The 15,932-nt window shown below is 58.4% G+C and carries 15 protein-coding genes; all 15 read left to right on the plus strand.

The features are described from left to right. The first annotated feature begins 2 nt into the window (after window positions 1–2). Window positions 3–881, plus strand: coding sequence for a heme/hemin ABC transporter substrate-binding protein (locus AC1DNI_RS18795; protein ID WP_477692953.1), 879 nt, complete (start codon window positions 3–5; stop codon window positions 879–881). Between the two features lie 23 nt (window positions 882–904). Next, window positions 905–1,993: a FecCD family ABC transporter permease gene (locus AC1DNI_RS18800; RefSeq protein WP_477693086.1), complete on the plus strand. Its 1,089-nt coding sequence runs from the start codon at window positions 905–907 to the stop codon at window positions 1,991–1,993. Between the two features lie 10 nt (window positions 1,994–2,003). Then, complete coding sequence (locus AC1DNI_RS18805) at window positions 2,004–2,804, plus strand: heme ABC transporter ATP-binding protein (RefSeq protein ID WP_477692954.1); 801 nt, start codon at window positions 2,004–2,006, stop codon at window positions 2,802–2,804. A 228-nt stretch (window positions 2,805–3,032) separates the two neighbouring features. Further along, complete coding sequence (locus tag AC1DNI_RS18810; RefSeq protein WP_477692955.1) at window positions 3,033–4,055, plus strand: LacI family DNA-binding transcriptional regulator; 1,023 nt, start codon at window positions 3,033–3,035, stop codon at window positions 4,053–4,055. A gap of 168 nt (window positions 4,056–4,223) precedes the next feature. Then, entirely contained in the window at window positions 4,224–5,237 is a 1,014-nt protein-coding gene (locus tag AC1DNI_RS18815) for an SIS domain-containing protein (protein ID WP_477692956.1), read from the plus strand. Window positions 5,238–5,317: 80 nt separating this feature from the next. After that, a complete protein-coding gene (locus AC1DNI_RS18820; RefSeq protein WP_153670122.1) occupies window positions 5,318–6,643 on the plus strand; it encodes an ABC transporter substrate-binding protein in 1,326 nt (441 codons plus the stop codon). Window positions 6,644–6,658: 15 nt separating this feature from the next. Continuing rightward, the gene (locus AC1DNI_RS18825) at window positions 6,659–7,624 is read left to right on the plus strand and encodes a carbohydrate ABC transporter permease (RefSeq protein ID WP_477692957.1); all 966 of its coding nucleotides are present in this window, start codon (window positions 6,659–6,661) and stop codon (window positions 7,622–7,624) included. Next, window positions 7,621–8,481, plus strand: a complete 861-nt coding sequence (locus tag AC1DNI_RS18830) for a carbohydrate ABC transporter permease (RefSeq protein ID WP_477692958.1) — start codon at window positions 7,621–7,623, stop codon at window positions 8,479–8,481. The genes AC1DNI_RS18825 and AC1DNI_RS18830 overlap by 4 nt, the downstream gene beginning before the upstream one ends. 12 nt (window positions 8,482–8,493) lie before the next feature. Further along, window positions 8,494–9,336 (plus strand): sugar phosphate isomerase/epimerase family protein, encoded by an 843-nt coding sequence (locus AC1DNI_RS18835; RefSeq protein ID WP_477692959.1) that lies wholly within the window; start codon window positions 8,494–8,496, stop codon window positions 9,334–9,336. Next, window positions 9,336–10,199 carry a PfkB family carbohydrate kinase gene (locus AC1DNI_RS18840; RefSeq protein ID WP_477692960.1) on the plus strand — a complete coding sequence of 288 codons (864 nt, stop codon included), beginning with the start codon at window positions 9,336–9,338 and terminating at the stop codon, window positions 10,197–10,199. Before AC1DNI_RS18835 ends, AC1DNI_RS18840 begins: the two co-directional genes overlap by 1 nt. Window positions 10,200–10,201: 2 nt before the next feature. Then, window positions 10,202–11,605, plus strand: coding sequence for an NAD(P)/FAD-dependent oxidoreductase (locus AC1DNI_RS18845; protein WP_477692961.1), 1,404 nt, complete (start codon window positions 10,202–10,204; stop codon window positions 11,603–11,605). 31 nt (window positions 11,606–11,636) lie between these two features. Next, window positions 11,637–12,779, plus strand: coding sequence for an ABC transporter ATP-binding protein (locus tag AC1DNI_RS18850; protein ID WP_477692962.1), 1,143 nt, complete (start codon window positions 11,637–11,639; stop codon window positions 12,777–12,779). A gap of 124 nt (window positions 12,780–12,903) precedes the next feature. Then, on the plus strand, window positions 12,904–13,872 hold the full coding sequence (locus AC1DNI_RS18855; protein ID WP_477692963.1) for an ABC transporter substrate-binding protein: 969 nt from the start codon (window positions 12,904–12,906) through the stop codon (window positions 13,870–13,872). Window positions 13,873–13,887: 15 nt separating this feature from the next. After that, complete coding sequence (locus AC1DNI_RS18860; RefSeq protein ID WP_477692964.1) at window positions 13,888–14,892, plus strand: FecCD family ABC transporter permease; 1,005 nt, start codon at window positions 13,888–13,890, stop codon at window positions 14,890–14,892. Then, window positions 14,889–15,926, plus strand: coding sequence for a FecCD family ABC transporter permease (locus AC1DNI_RS18865; protein ID WP_477692965.1), 1,038 nt, complete (start codon window positions 14,889–14,891; stop codon window positions 15,924–15,926). Before AC1DNI_RS18860 ends, AC1DNI_RS18865 begins: the two co-directional genes overlap by 4 nt. Window positions 15,927–15,932: the final 6 nt, after the last annotated feature.

Below are 15,932 nucleotides of genomic sequence, written 5' to 3' on the forward strand. Positions count from 1 at the left end.
CCATGACACTCAGGACAATTGTCTGCGCCGGCTTCCTGTTGGCGACGCTTGGCGTGCCAAGTCAGGCCGAAGAGGTTACTGGAGCGCTGCCCGATGCGAGCCGTATTGTGTCGATCGGCGATTCGATAACCGAGATCATCTATGCGCTGGGCGAAGAGTCGCGGCTCGTCGGCAGGGACTCGACGAGTACGTTCCCTGATGCAGCGACCAAGCTTCCCGACATCGGTTATATGCGCGCACTGTCTCCCGAGGGTGTGCTCTCGATCAATCCGACGGCAATTATCACCGTCGAAGGCAGTGGACCGAAAGAGACGATCGATGTCCTGAAGAAGGCGAGCGTTCCCATGGTCACCGTGCCGGAGAGCTATTCGGGCCCGGGCATTGTCGCGAAAGTCGAGGTCGTCGGCAAAGCCCTCGGAGCCGAGGCTAAAGCGAAAGCGCTTGCCGGCGAACTCGAAAAGCAGTTCGCATCAGCCGCGGCGGAGACCAAGGATATTCAGGAGCGCAAACGCGTCCTGTTCATCCTCAGCGCGCAGGGCGGCAAGATCATGAGTTCCGGCTCCAAGACGGCTGCCAACGGGATCATCGAACTTGCCGGGGCCGAGAATGCGATCAGCGGCTTCGAGGGCTACAAGCCGCTCACCGACGAGGCGATCATTACCGCAAAACCGGATGTCATTCTCGTCATGGACAGGGGAGGGGATCATGCGGCCGCCAACGCTGACCTGCTTGCCAACAAGGCCATTGCCGCGACACCGGCTGGCGCTTCCAAATCGATAATACGCATGAACGGGCAATATCTCCTCGGTTTCGGTCCACGCACACCCAACGCCGTGCATGACCTTGCCAAGGCAATTTATGGCGACAAACTCAGCCAATGAGTGAAGCCTTGACCACAAAACTCATGGGGCGGCGCCAGACACCGACGAGGCACCTCGCCGATGGCGATCGGTCACATCTGGCAAAGGCAGTCATCGTCATCCTGTGTGGTTGCCTTCTGGCTTCCATGGCGTTCAGCCTTACGGCCGGCGCATCGGATGCGTCCGCTCTTTCCGTGCTCTCGGGTTTGTTCTCCGCTTCGCAGGAAAATCTGGACGCAGTCTCGCTCCGCGACCGGATCATCGTCTACGACATCAGATTGCCGCGGGTCATCCTTGGCGCACTGATCGGTGCTTCGCTGGCGGTGTCAGGGGCGGTGATGCAGGGCCTCTTCCGCAATCCGCTCGCCGATCCCGGCATCGTCGGGGTCTCGGCTGGCGCAGGACTTGGCGCGGTGAGCATGATCGTGCTTGGCGGCACGGCGCTCGCGCCCCTGATCGCATTCTTCGGCAGGTACGCCCTGCCCCTTGCGGCGTTTGCCGGCGCCTTGAGTTTCACCGCGATTCTTTACCGGGTTGCGACCCGGCGCGGACAAACGTCGATTGCGACGATGCTGCTGGCCGGCATCGCGCTCGGCGCCATGGCCGGCGCCTATATGGGCATACTGGTCTATGTCGCCGATGACAGGCAGTTGCGTGATCTCACCTTCTGGGGGCTTGGTTCCCTTGCCGGCGCCAGTTGGATCAAGATCGCGGCAGCCGGACCGTTCATCATCGCCTCGCTGCTTGCCTCCCCGTTCCTCGCGCAAGGCCTGAACGGGCTCGCCCTCGGTGAAGCATCCGCCGGCCACCTCGGCATTCCGGTGCAAAGGCTGAAGTATATTGCCATCGTTACAGTCGCTGCGGCGACCGGCGCATCCGTTGCAGTCAGCGGCGGCATCGGCTTTGTGGGGATTGTCGTACCGCATCTCCTGCGCATCGTTATCGGCCCGGATCACCGCTACCTCCTGCCAGCCGCGGCGCTGCTCGGCGCATGCATGCTGCTGCTTGCCGATACGGTGAGCCGGACGATCGTAGCACCCTCGGAACTGCCGATAGGCATTGTCACCGCCGCTGTTGGAGCACCGTTCTTCCTCTGGATATTGCTGCGCAGACGCGGCATCCTCGATCTCTAGGACCCGTACAATGGCGAATTCCCATTGCATTGACGTGAGCGACGTAACTGTCTTCCTTGGCCGCAAAAAGATCATCGACGGCGCTACTTTCACGGCTGAAGCCGGAAAATTCACCGTCGTCGTGGGGCCGAACGGATCGGGCAAGACGACTTTGCTTCGGGCAATGGCGGGCGACCTGCCATTTACGGGCCGCATCAGCCTCAACGGTACACCGATCGACAGGATGAAACCCTGGCAGATGGCGGCTGCGCGAGCGATCCTGCCGCAAGCCACCTCGCTCTCATTTCCGTTCACCGTCCGGGAAATCGTCAAGCTGGGAGTGATCGCCGGTCGTACCGATGCGGGGTCGGCAAGGGATCTGCCGGATCTTGCGCTGGACCTTGTAGACCTTGCCGACTTCGGCGGCCGGTTCTACCAGGAGCTTTCAGGCGGCGAGCAACAGCGCGTGCAACTTGCCCGCGTTCTCTGTCAGGTCTGGCAACCCGTGCTTGACGGACAGCCGCGTTTTCTTTTCCTCGATGAGCCGGTCTCGAGCCTGGACATCAAGCATCAGTTGATCATCATGCGGATCGCGCGCGACTTTGCTGAACGCGGGGGAGGGGTCGTTGCGATCCTGCATGATCTCAATCTCACCGCGATGTACGGCGACAAGGTTGTTATCATGAATCGCGGTCATACCGATTGCGTCGGCACGCCGGCCGAGGTGCTCACGGACGAGCGCATCTTACGGGTCTATGATTGTGCGCTGAAGGTCGGCGCATTTCCGGCGCCGGGCACGCCGTTTGTCCTGCCGCATTCCGTATTGTCCTGAATAGTAGCCGCACGCAAGACGGAACCTTGGGCTCAGGCAGCACCCGGGCAAAACCGTCCCCGCCGCAAAAAGCAGACATTTCACAGCATAATTTATTTCTGGTTGCATGAAGCGGAGACTCGCTCTCCCTTCGATGCCGAATTCTATCGCGCCCCGCCTATGCTAACCGGCATCCCGAGGATAAAAGGGGCGAAAGCGGCGCACTATTCGTGCTTCGAGAAGGTTCAAATGGCTCAGAAACCAGCGACGTTGAAGGATGTGGCAGCTTTTGCGAACGTCTCCCGTGCGACGGCTGCCCGTGCGCTCAACAGCTATGGTTACGTTGGCGACGAGACCGCGCAGCGCGTCCAGGAAGCGGCGGAAAAGCTCGGTTACAGGGGCAATCGCCTGGCACAGGCCCTGCGCAACGGCCAATTGCCAATCATCGGCTGCATTCTCGGTGACATTCAGAATCCATTTTTCGCCCGGATCGCGCATGATATCGAGGCTTTGGCGCGCCAAAGCCGGTACAATCTCATTATCGGCAGCAGCGAAGAACAACTGGAACAGGAAGTCTCCTTGCTGGCGAGCCTGCAGTCCCTGAGCATACGCGGCTTCATCGTCGCGCCGACATCGGACGAGAACAACATCCATCTTAAGCGCCTGATCGAGGAAAACGTCCCGCTGGTGCTGATCGACCGTGTCGTGCAAGGTATCGATTGCGACAGTGTCGTCGTCGATAATGAAGGCGGAGCGCGCAAGGCCATCGAATACCTGATCGCCATGGGCCACCGACGTATCGGCCTTCTACAGGACGATACGCGCATCTTCACGTCGCGGGCACGCTTGAGCGGCTATCAAAGCGCGCTTGTTGCCGCGGGCATAAACCCGGACGACAGGATGATTTCCGTATCCCAATCGACCGTCGAACACGCGATCGATGCGACCATTCGACTGTTCAGCCAGAAATCGCCACCGACCGCACTCTTCACCGTCGACAGTTTGATGACCCAAGGCGCGCTGTTGGCCTTTCGTTCGATGGGAATCTCGATCCCGCATGACGTGTCGCTCATCGGATTCGACGACTTCAACCTGGCGACATTTACCGATCCGCAGATCACAGTCGTTGCACAGCCGGTGTCGGAAATCGGCCTTGCTGCGGCCCGGCTCCTTTTTGAACGGCTCTCGGGACCTAACCGCCAGACAAGACAAATTCGCTTTGAAACCAAGCTGTTGGTCAGAGGTTCGGTGAGCCGTCGACAGGACGTTTGAGCCACACCGCGCATCTCAGCAAAAAAATACTCCAACCCCCTTGTCAGCGTGAAATTCTTGTGCGCTAAATATGTGTGAGATCGATCTCACATTGTCTTAACGAACATTCGCGCAAGACGGTACCTCGCTCTCCAGCGGTGTTGATATGCGCAAACGGGAAAGGTTCTAATGCTCAACTTCGATAAAGATCGCTTTGTGAAGATACAAAGTGGCGCAGTCGCAATCGCCGATGACGTGCGCGCCCTGGTGCGCAAGCTGCTCGACGATGGCCTCGAACGGATTTTCTTCATGGGCACGGGCGGCGTGCAGTTTCTGACGCAGCCGGCGATCGAGCTTGCCCGGAACGGAACTGTTTTCCCGGTCTCGGCGGCATTTCCGGCGCAGGTCGTTCTCGAAGCGCCGGCTGGCCTTGATGAACGGGCGCTCGTCATTCTTCCGTCGCTATCGGGAACAACCAAGGAAAGCGTCCAGCTTATGGCTTTCCTGAAGGAGCGGGGCGTCAAGACGCTTTCCCTCACCGGGCATAAGAACACGCCTTTGGGCCTCGATGCGGACTACAATTTCACCAACTTCGCCGAAGACGATACATCCTCGGAATCGTTCTACCTGCAAACTCTCCTGATCGTTCTTGCCCTGCTGGCTGAGCGTGGTGAATTTGCGGACTTCGATGCGACTGTGGCAGAGCTTAAGAAGCTGCCGGAATTGCTCGTATCGGTGAAGGAAGATTACGAGGCTGGCGCTGCCGCGCTCGCCCAGGAAATCAAGGACGAGACCTATCACATCTTCACCGGCGCAGGTTCGGTCTGGCCGGAAGCGCATTATTACGGGATGTGCATTCTTGAGGAAATGCAGTGGATCCGCACACGTCCGGTTCATGCGTCCGATTTCTTCCACGGCACGCTCGAATTGGTCGAGCCCGGTGTCAGCCTGTTCATCTTCAAGGGTGAGGATGCCTGCCGCCCACTGACCGATCGCGTCGAAAACTTCGCAAAACGCTATACCGACAAGGTTCGGGTTCTGGACGCAGCCGCTGTCAAGCTGCCGGGAATTTCCGAGAATACGCGCAAGCTGATCTCTCCGATTATCCTCGCCACCATGCTGGAGCGTCTGAGCGCCCATCTCGAAGTTTTGCGCGACCATCCGCTGACAACGCGCCGCTACTACAAGCGCGTCGAATACTGAGATTGTCCCGATCCGATCATGTCGGATCGGGATTGATTCATTCACAGAAACGAAAGATCAAAAAAGAGAGGAACTGCGAAATGAAAAGCACCACGTTTTTAAGCACGACGAGTCTCGCTTCTTTCATGGCGGCCGGATTGATTGCCGGCAGCGCAAATGTCGCGCTGGCAAAAGACCCGGTCGTAGCGGATCCGGATGCAAAAGTTGAATATTCGGGCACGCTCAGCATTCTCACCAAGTTCGGCCTGCAGCAGCTTTCTCCGTTTTTCGTCGATGCCGCCAAGGAATACGAAAAGCTTCATCCCGGCGTCAAAGTCGAGCTCATCCAGGAGAGCGATGACAGCGTGAAGGGCAAGACAAAGGCTCTTGTTGCGTCCAATTCCTTGCCTGATATCTATTTCTCCTGGACCGGCAGCTGGGGCGAAAACTTCGTCCGCGGCAATCGCGCTGTCGATCTGAGCAAGGTGATCGGTCCCGATACCGCCTGGGGCAAGCAACTTGCCGGCGCCGCAGTCAGCGCCTTCCAGTACAATGGCAAGCTCTATGGCATCCCGCTCTATCTCGATGCCAAGTTCATGGGCTACAGCAAGCCGCTGTTCGAAAAAGCCGGCGTTTCCGAACCCAAGACGTTCGATGAATTGCTGAGCGCCTGCGCGGCGCTGCGCAAGTCGGGCGTTACACCGATCTCCTTCGGCAACAAGGAAGGCTGGCCGGCGGTTCATTATGCCGGGCAACTGCTCTCCTATAACGTGCCGCAGGCGACGCTCGAGAAGGATTTCACGCCAGCCACGGCCGACTACTCCGATCCGGGCTATGTGCTGAGCCTGACCCAGTTCAAGCAGTTGATTGATGAATGTTCGGATGGTTCCGGGACGAATGGCTCGTCCTATGCATCGGCGCTGCAGCAGTTCTCCAATGCCAAGTCGGCCATGTATTATCAGGAAATCATCGAGTTCGATCAGAGCACTGCCGACGGCGCCTTGAAGCGGGACGATTTCGGCTACTTCAAACTGCCGGCACCGAAGGACGCAAAGGGCGACGTGAAGTCGATCGAAGGCGCGCCGGAAGGTTACATGATCAATGCCGCTTCGAAGAACATTCCGCTTGCCATCGACTTCATGAAGTTCGTCACTTCTGCAGATAATGGCAAGGTTCTGTCCGCTCCGCCTTATGGCCAGCCCAGTGCGACAGTCGGAGGATATTCCGCCGATACGATGAATCCAGCGGTCGTCGGCGGCCTGAAGGTTATCGCGGACTCTTCCTATCTCATGCCCTGGCTCGATACGGCCAACCCACCGCGCGTGGCGGCTGCCTGGCTTTCGGGCCTGCAGGCACTCATCGGCGGCTCGCAGACTCCCGAGCAGGTCATGGAACAGGTGAAGAAAGCTGCGGCTTCTTCAAAGTAAGAAAGCTCTCAGACAATGACTGTCGTGAAGCATGACTATAAGGGTGAAGCCGCCGCGATCGGCTTCACCCTGCGGAGCAAAGCCGGGAATGATCGGGCCAGCCCCTTGTCCGGCTTGCTGTCGTTCCGCTGGGTGCTGGTCGCATTCGTTCTGATCCTTTGGTTCGTCTATTATCCAATCATCGACAACTTCATAGTCAGCACGAAGAACCAGGATATTTTCACCGGCGAAACCGCCTTTGTCGGCCTCGACAACTATCGCCGGCTCCAGAGCGATCCGATCGTCTGGACCGCGATCCTCAACAACACGCTTTATGCGGTCATCTCGATTGTTTTTCAGGTATTTGGCGCATTCGTGCTCGCTGCGCTCATCGAGGGTCTCGACAACGAAAGATGGCGCAGGTTCTGGCGCGCCGTCTATTTCATCCCCTCGGCGATTTCGATCACAGTGACCGGCCTGCTGTTCTACTTCATCTACCAGCCGGACATCGGTTTGCTTGACTCCTTTCTCACACAGATTGGCCTCGGGAATTGGTCGCGGGCGTGGCTCGGCGAAGAGCACACGGCGATCTATGCGATCATAGCCATGAGCCAATGGCAGGGTTTCGGCTATTCGACGCTGCTGTTCGGCATTGCGATCCAGAAGATACCGCGCGAACTCTACGATGCAGCGATCATGGACGGGGCTGGCACCTGGCGGCGGCTGTGGAACATCACCATGCCTCTGACACGCGAAATGACGGGCCTGATGGTCATTGTCACGATCACCGGCGCCTTCCAGGTTTTCAACGAGGTCATGGTCATGACGGCCGGCGGTCCGAACAATTCCAGCCAAGTGCTTGGAACCTGGCTCTATCAACAGGGCTTCATCGAAAACGACTTTGGCTATGGCGCCGCCGTGGCAACCGTGATCTTCGTCATCACCTTGCTGACCGGCTTCGCCCAACTCTGGTACACTAGGAAGCGGAGGGTGCATCTGTGAGCGTTACCCTTCAATCCCGTGAGAGGGAACCGGTTGATTTCGTGTCGGCGCTGGCAAAGGTCTGCCTCGTTACCTTTCTTGTCAGCCTCGGTGTCATCGTCATCTATCCATTGATCTGGATGGCCCTGAACGGCTTCAAGAGCAACTCGGAGATCTTCGGCAATCCGTTTGCGCTTCCGACCAGCTTTACGATCGGAAACTATATTTCTGCCTGGAACCAGGGCATCCGCAATTACATTGCGACGAGCATAATCGTGACGCTTGGTTCCGCCATCTGCACCGTTCTCGTAAGCGCGTGGACCGCATACGGCCTGACGCGGTCAAGCTTGCCAGGGAAGCCTTATTTCGTAGGCATCGTGCTTGGCGGTCTCATGCTCAGCCCGACTGTCGCGGTAATCCCGCTGGTGCGCATGATGCAGGATCTCGGCCTCTACAATACCTATTGGGCGCTGATCATTCTCTATACAGCCTTCCGCATCCCGTTCACGACCTTTCTCATTCGCGCCTACATGCTCGGACTGCCACGCGATCTCGATGAAGCAGCCATCATGGATGGCGCGACTGAGGGACAGATCTTCTGGAAGGTGATCCTGCCGCTGTGCAAGCCGATACTTGTATCCTGTGTCATCCTGCATGTGCTTTTCGCCTGGAATGAATATCTCTTCGCGATGATTTTCACGAGCGGCGCAGACTTGCAGACACTGCCTGTCGGCCTGACATCGATCATGGCGAAACACGGAACCAATTACGCCATCGTCTTCGCTGCGATGACATTATCGGCACTTCCCATCGTCATTGTTTTCTTCGCCGCGCAGCGCTTCTTCATCCGAGGCCTTGCCGAAGGCATCGGCAAGTAAGGGGAGCTGGAAATGTTGAGACGTGAACAACTCATCGGAGCGAATTTCTCCTTTCAGCACCACCCGTTCCGGTGGGTCGCGGAGCAGCTGCGCCGGATGGGATTCAGCCGCATGGAGCTTTGGGGAATTGCTCCCCACCTCGACCTCTTCAACGATAGCAATTCGCGCCTGAGGGAAGTGAAGGCCGTCCTGGTCGACAATCAGTTGTCGGTTCACTGCTTCACGCCGGAACAGGTGCTCTATCCCATAAACATCGCATCGGGCGACGACACCTATCGCGCAAAGAGCGTGGAGCGCTTTCTCCACGCTGCCGATATTTGTGCTGAACTTGGTGCGAAATACCTGTTTCTGACACCGGGCCGCGGGTTCGAAAGTGAAAGCCGCGAGCGCGCATGGGCTCGTTCGATCGAGTCAGTCAACACGATTGCCCGGCACGCCAGGAGCAACGGGGTTGCCTGTCTTCTGGAACCGCTGCAACGAACCGAGAGCAATATCGTCAACAACGCGGATGAGCTCTTTGCCTTCTGGCGCGAGCTCGACGCAGATAATGTCGACGTCGTTCTCGATCTTGTGGCAATGGCAACGGCGAAGGACAGCGTCGGCGCCTATGTCGATAAGTTTGGCGAGCGCCTTTCCCATGTTCATATCGTTGACGGGACGCCGGCCGGCCACCTGGTCTGGGGCGATGGCAACCTGCCATTGCACGACTATCTCGCCGAACTCGATGCGAGTTCCTTTACGGGGACCCTTACCTTCGAACCCTTCGGCAATGGATCTTATGCGCTCGATCCCGTCGCGGCCTGGCAACGCTGTCTGACCGCGATTGCTCCTCTTCTTGACCGTGCGGAGCAATGATGCAGAACGCCAGTCCAACGCTGATTGCTGTCGGCGACAATTGCCTTGATGCCTACCTGACCAAAGGCTTCGTCACGGTAGGAGGAAATGCGCTCAATGTCGCGGTTCAATGGCAACGACACGGCCACAATGCGCGCTATTTCGGCGCCCTCGGCCATGATGAAGAAGCCGGGATCATGCTCGACGAGATCGAGCGTGTCGGCCTCGCTCCGGGTGACGTGGAATTGCTGACAGGGAGTTCCGCGGTAACCCTCCTTGCCGACGATGCCGGCGAGCGGCGCTTCCTGCTCGAGTCCCTCGGCGTCGGGGCAGGCTATATTCCGAAAGGCGAACATTATGATGCGATGCTGCGGGCCGACTGGGTCCATCTCGGCACAAATGCGAGCGAAGAGCTGGTGCGCCGGCTTGTAGCGGATGGCGTAAAGTTCAGCGTCGACGTGTCGACACGACACTTCGATTTGCCGCTGGATAATGTACCGCTGGTTTTTGCGTCAGGTCCAGACGATCCGGACGAACCGGTCAAGCCGCTCATCGAAAAGTTCAAGCGAGCAGGGGCCCGCGAAGTCGTGGTCACATGCGGCAAGCGCGGCTCCTTCTACGATAATGGCAGCGCTCTGTTCTTCGCGGATTCCGTCCCGGTAGCTGTCGTTGATACCTGCGGCGCCGGCGACAGCTTCATCGCAACATTCATCGTTAGCCGCTTTCTAGAAGGCTGCTCGGAGGAAACCGCGCTCAATCGTTCGGCCGTGCGGGCTGCGGAAACCTGTACGCATCTTGGCGGGTTTCTGCAGGCGATCCTGCCTATACCGCAATGGCTTCTCGACAAATACGACAGCGTCATCCGTACGGCACAAAGGGCTTGAGCATGAGCAGCATCAAAATGAGACCGCCGGTTGCGGCCCCAAGAGAAGACCGGTCCTTTTGGCTGCAGAGCATTGCCGCCGATGCCGCTACAACACCGCTCAAGGGAAGCGAGACGTGCGATATTGCGATCGTCGGCGGTGGTTACGCCGGCCTGTGGACCGCGCTGCGGATAAAGGAGCATGCGCCCGAGACGCGCGTTACAATCCTCGAAGCTGATTTTTGCGGGTCGGGCGCTTCGGGCAGGAATGGGGGACAAGTCCACACCTGGTTCGCCGAGATCGACATGCTACGGGAACTCGTGGGTACTGAAGACGCGCTCATGTTGTGCCGCGCTACTGCCGACGCCATCGATGAACTCAAGACCCTCCAGGATTCCGGCACGATCGACATGGATTTGCGACTGGACGGCTGGTTGTGGACGGCAAGTTCCGCCGCCCAGGAAGGGGCGTGGTCGAAGGCCTATGAGCTCACCCGAGCGTTAGGCGAGAAGCGATTTCGGACCCTTGACCGGGCCGACATGCTGAAGCGGACCGGTTCTTCCGCGTCCTACCTTGGCATCGTGGAAGACCGGGCAGGGACGGTCCAGCCGGCAAAGCTGGCGCTGGGTTTGCGCCAGCTTGCAATCTCGAAAGGCGTCATTATTCACGAACAGAGTCCGGTTCTGGAGATCGTACCTGGGGCACAACCGCAATTGCGCACGGCCCAGGGTACGTTGTCTGCCAAGAAGATCGTCCTCGCAGCCAACGCATGGCTTTCGGCGATTCCGGAACTGCACCACTATCTTTATGTAGTCAGCAGTCAGCTCATCGCCACCGCGCCTGCTGCCGACATTCTGGATGAGATCGGTTGGGTCGACGGCGCATCGATCTGCGATGCCCAACACCACGTGCTCTACTACCAGCGCACCCCTTCAGGCCGTGTGATTTTCGGCCGGGGAACCGGCGGCATTGCGTATCAGGACCGCATCGGCTCCACCTTCAACCGGAGCGGAGACAAGGGTTTGGACAATATCCGCGAGCTGCACCGCGTCTATCCGCAGCTTAAAGAAGTTGAGGTACAATATGATTGGAGCGGACCAATCGACTGCACTGCCCAGCATCTGCCGGTTTTCGATCATCTGAAAGAGCATCGGAACATCTTCTACGCTGTCGGTTTCAACGGCACCGGGATTGCTCAGACGCCCGTTGCCGGCCGCATCATGGCAAGTCTCGTTTTGGGACGCGACGACAAGTGGAGCAGATGCGGGCTGGTCGGCATCGGTCGCCGGACGAAGCTCCCGCCCGAACCGTTGCGCTATGTCGGTGCGAAGATCGTCAGGAGCGCCATTCGCCGCAAGAATGACGTGGAAATTCTCAATCAGAAGCCGGATCGGATCACGCGATTCCTGGCCAATCTTGCTCCCTGAGTGATGGGAAGCAAATATAAGGAACGGAACGATGGCTGACTTGTCGCTGAGAAACATACGTAAGTCATACTCCAATCTGGAGGTCCTTCACGGCATCGATCTCGACATCAAATCCGGTGAGTTCATCGTTTTTGTGGGCCCTTCGGGCTGTGGAAAATCGACACTGCTTCGCTCGATTGCCGGGTTGGAAACGATTACCTCCGGCGACCTCATCATTGATGGCGAGCGGATCAACAATGTGGCGCCGTCCAAGCGCGGCATTTCAATGGTGTTCCAGTCCTACGCCCTATACCCGCACATGACTGTCTTCGAGAATATGGCCTTCGGTCTGCGCATAGCCGGCCTGCCCAAAGCCGAAATCGATAAACGTGTGCGCAATGCGGCGAACATCCTCCAGCTCGACAGTTATCTGCAGCGGCTGCCGAAGGCTCTTTCCGGCGGACAGAGGCAGCGTGTAGCCATCGGCCGCGCCATCGTACGCGATCCGCGCGTGTTTCTCTTCGATGAACCATTGTCCAATCTCGATGCGGCGCTGCGCGTGGCGACCCGGATCGAGATTGCGAAGCTGAAGCAGAGCATGCCGGACGTCACCATGATCTACGTGACACATGACCAAGTCGAGGCCATGACTTTGGCCGACCGCATCGTCGTCTTCAAAGACGGAAACATCGAGCAGGTTGGAACGCCGATCGAGCTCTACAAAAATCCAGCCAATCTTTTCGTTGCGCAGTTCATCGGGTCGCCTTCGATGAACATATTGGAGGGAAAACTCGAAAAAGACTTGTCGGGCTCCGCGAAATGCAAGCTGGATTGCGGGGTCGCTCTCGATCTTGGTGTGCTGCCCGCTGGCGTTTCTGCTGGGGATCGGCTCAGCATCGGTATTCGACCCGAGAATACACAGATCGCGGATGCAAAAACGAATGGCCCCGTGTTTACCGGTACCATCGATTTTGTCGAACACCTCGGCGAAGTACAAATTCTTTATGTCGATATGCCGGGCTCTGATCGAAAATATCTCACCAAGGTAGACGGCACCGGCACCTACGCCAGGACGGACAAGATCCGCTTTACCGCGCGACCGCAAGACGTCCACATTTTCGATGCCAATGGCGCTGCGATCGCACGCTTGTCACAAGCCGGCGTTCAAAAGCAAAGTGAATACGGGATGCAATGAAACCTCGCTATTGACGCGAGCGACTGATGGCAGGAAAGGGTGTTCCGCCGCCATTAGACTTAAATATGATTGTGAAACTCCTCTTTGCGGTTTATGAAAAATTCAAACCAGCAAGGAGGCTTTCGTGGCAGGGATCTTATTCAAGCGTGCGCGCGCGCTCGGTATCGTGGCATTATTGGCTTCAGGCAGCGCTTTCGCTGCCGATCCGGGCAAGGTGTCGATTGTCGATGATCGCGGCGTCACGGTCGAAGTTCCTGCACAACCGAAGCGCATCGCCTCGATATCCTACTTCGCCGATGACATCGCGCTAGCCCTCGGCGTCAAGCCGATCGCAAGCACATATATGACAGCGGGCCGTGAGCCGGATTTCTTGCTTGGCCTGACCTCGCAGATGAAGCGGATCGGACAGCGGGCCAAACCAAACCTTGAACTACTTTCCGAAGCAAAGCCCGACCTCATCATCGCAATCCGCCGCTATACCGTCGGCAACGCTGCGCAGTTGCAGGGCATCGCACCCTATGTGGCTTACAACATGGAGTTGCTCGACGAAAGCTATAAGGAAGTTGCCGAGATTTCGAAGCTGCTCGGCCAGCCCGAGCGGGGTGAGAAGCTGAATGCCGACTTCCGCAAGAACCTTGCCAACTTTGCAGCCAAGGCACCGAAGGATGTCCACCCGCGTTTCATGATCATGTGGGGTGGAGCAACGCCGTTTGCGTTCCATACCGAAAACACATCCGCCTCCATCGTGGCGGCTATAGGGGGCGACAATATCGCTGGTCCGAAGTCGCCGGGCGGCGAGTTCGGTATCGATCTCAGTCTCGAGACCATGCTGGAGAAAGATCCGGAGGTCATCTTCGTCTACGATTCCGGGCCGGACCGCCCCCACGAAAGCAATCCGATCTGGTCGCAGCTCTCAGCCGTGAAGAACAACCGGGTCTTCTATGTCGGTGATCAGTGGGTCGAAACAAATGGTCCGATCGCCCGCGAGATCGTTCTGAGGGAAGCGGCGCACTATCTCTATCCGGACACCTTCCCCGCCGTCGATGTCCGTGCGGAAGCGGCAAAGATCATTCCCGCGACCGTTCAGGACTGACGGCCAGTTCGACGAATGAGCCCAAGCCGATCATTCCTGCTCATTGGGCTTATCGTGCTGGCCTGCCTGGCGACGATCGCCGTCGGTTTGCTGGTTGGCGCAAAAACACTATCGGTCGCGACCATTTTCCATGTTCTTGTCGCGCCCGATGGCAAGATCGATTCAATCCTTGTGTGGACGCTGCGGCTGCCGCGGAGCCTGACCGCTGCCGCAGGCGGTGCGGGGCTCGCCGTTTCAGGCTACCTCTTGCAAACGCTGACGCGCAATCCGCTGGCCGATCCCGGCATTACCGGCGCGACGGCCGGAGCCGTTGCGCCGATCGTTTGTTGCTTTGTGTTCGTGCCGTGGCTCTCCCCGGTTTATTACCCGGTCATCGGGCTGCTGGGCGGGCTCGCGGCTTCTTCCGTGACGTTCTGGGTTTCACGCGGCGGGCAGGGGCGTCCGCTGCAACTGGCACTTGGCGGTGTCAGCGTTTCCCTGTTTCTCGGCGCGATAATTACATATGTCCTGTTGCAGACGGGGCCGCAGGCCGCGTCACTGCTGTTCTGGCTATCGGGCGGTTTTCAGGGAAGGACTTGGACACATCTCATGCATATGCTTCCCTGGACGGTAACAGGTGTCGTCGGGGCGCTCGTTTTTCGTCGTGTAATCGGAATGTTCATGCTGAGCGACCATGCCGCTGCCGGAATGGGCCTGCAGCTTGGGCTGTGGAAGCCGGTCATTCTCATTCTGGCGATTATCCCGGTCGCGGGTATCGCGCCGATCGCCGGTCCAGTTGCCTTTGTCGGCCTTGCAGCACCCCACATTGCGCGCCTTCTCAGACCAGGCGGGACTGGCTGGGACATCGGGTTGAGCGCGGTCATCGGTGCGCTCATCGTCACCTTTGCCGATGTTGTTGGACGCAGCATCGCCGTCCCGCGGGAATTGCCGGTCGGGATAATCACGGCGCTGATCGGCGGCCCTATCTTCATCTACCTTGTCCAGCGCGGCCGGCTCAATCTTTCGGGCGCTGAGCGATGAGTGCAGTTGCCTCAACGCGAGCGGGCTCGAACGCCGGCTGGATCGTTTTCGCTCTGGTCGCCGTTACCGCAGCTTCGATCCTCGCAGCGGCGTTGCTGGGCGTCGCCGATATTTCCCGCAACGACATCCTGGCTGTCCTGAAGGGCAACGGATCCGATGAGGCCCGGGCGATCATCCTCGATATCAGGCTTCCGCGCATCGTAACCGGCGTATTGGCAGGAATTCATTTTGCATTGGCTGGGTTCCTTCTACAGGTAATCACACGCAACCCGCTTGCGGACCCATCGCTCATGGGGATCTCGCAAGGGGCTACGCTGTCGGTAACGACTTTCCTGATGTTCACCGTCTATATCTTCCAACCGGGGTCGAACACGCTCGCAGAGTTGCCGGTCGCTTGGCTTCCGGCGGCGGGGCTCGCCGGGGGACTGCTTGCGGGCGGCATCATCTACCTGCTGGCGTTTCGCCTCGGTCTCAGCGCCATGCGGATCACGCTCTGCGGCGTGGCGGTCGGCGCAGTGCTGCATGCGATAGCCATCGGCCTTATTGCAGGATGGGGCTCGGCACGCATCGAGATCATTCTGGAATGGTTGTCCGGAAGCCTTTATGCCCGAACCTGGGACCATGCGCTCTTCCTGCTGCCCTTTACGATTGCCGGCCTGTTAATGCTTCCAGTCATCTATCGGCCGCTGCGCCTCCTGCATTTCGATGCAACGGTGGCGCAATCGTTCGGGCTTGCCTATCGCCGCCAGTTTTCCATCGTTCTCGTCGTTGCCTGCATGCTCGCTTCAAGCGCCGTCGGAGCGGTCGGGCCGCTTGTCTTCGTTGGCCTGATAGTGCCTCATATGGCAAAATTCATTGCCGGCCGAAACTTCGTGCTGTCGCTGGCGCTAATGATAGGCCTCGGCGCCATTGTCGTCACGCTTGGCGATCTGATCGGGCGTTTGCTCGGACAGGCCGAGGAAATTCCCATCGGGATTGTGACCGCCATTTTCGGCGTCCCCCTACTTCTAGCATTGTTGCGCAAAACCACGTGAGACCGC

The organism is Phyllobacterium sp. 01N428 (assembly GCF_056399405.1).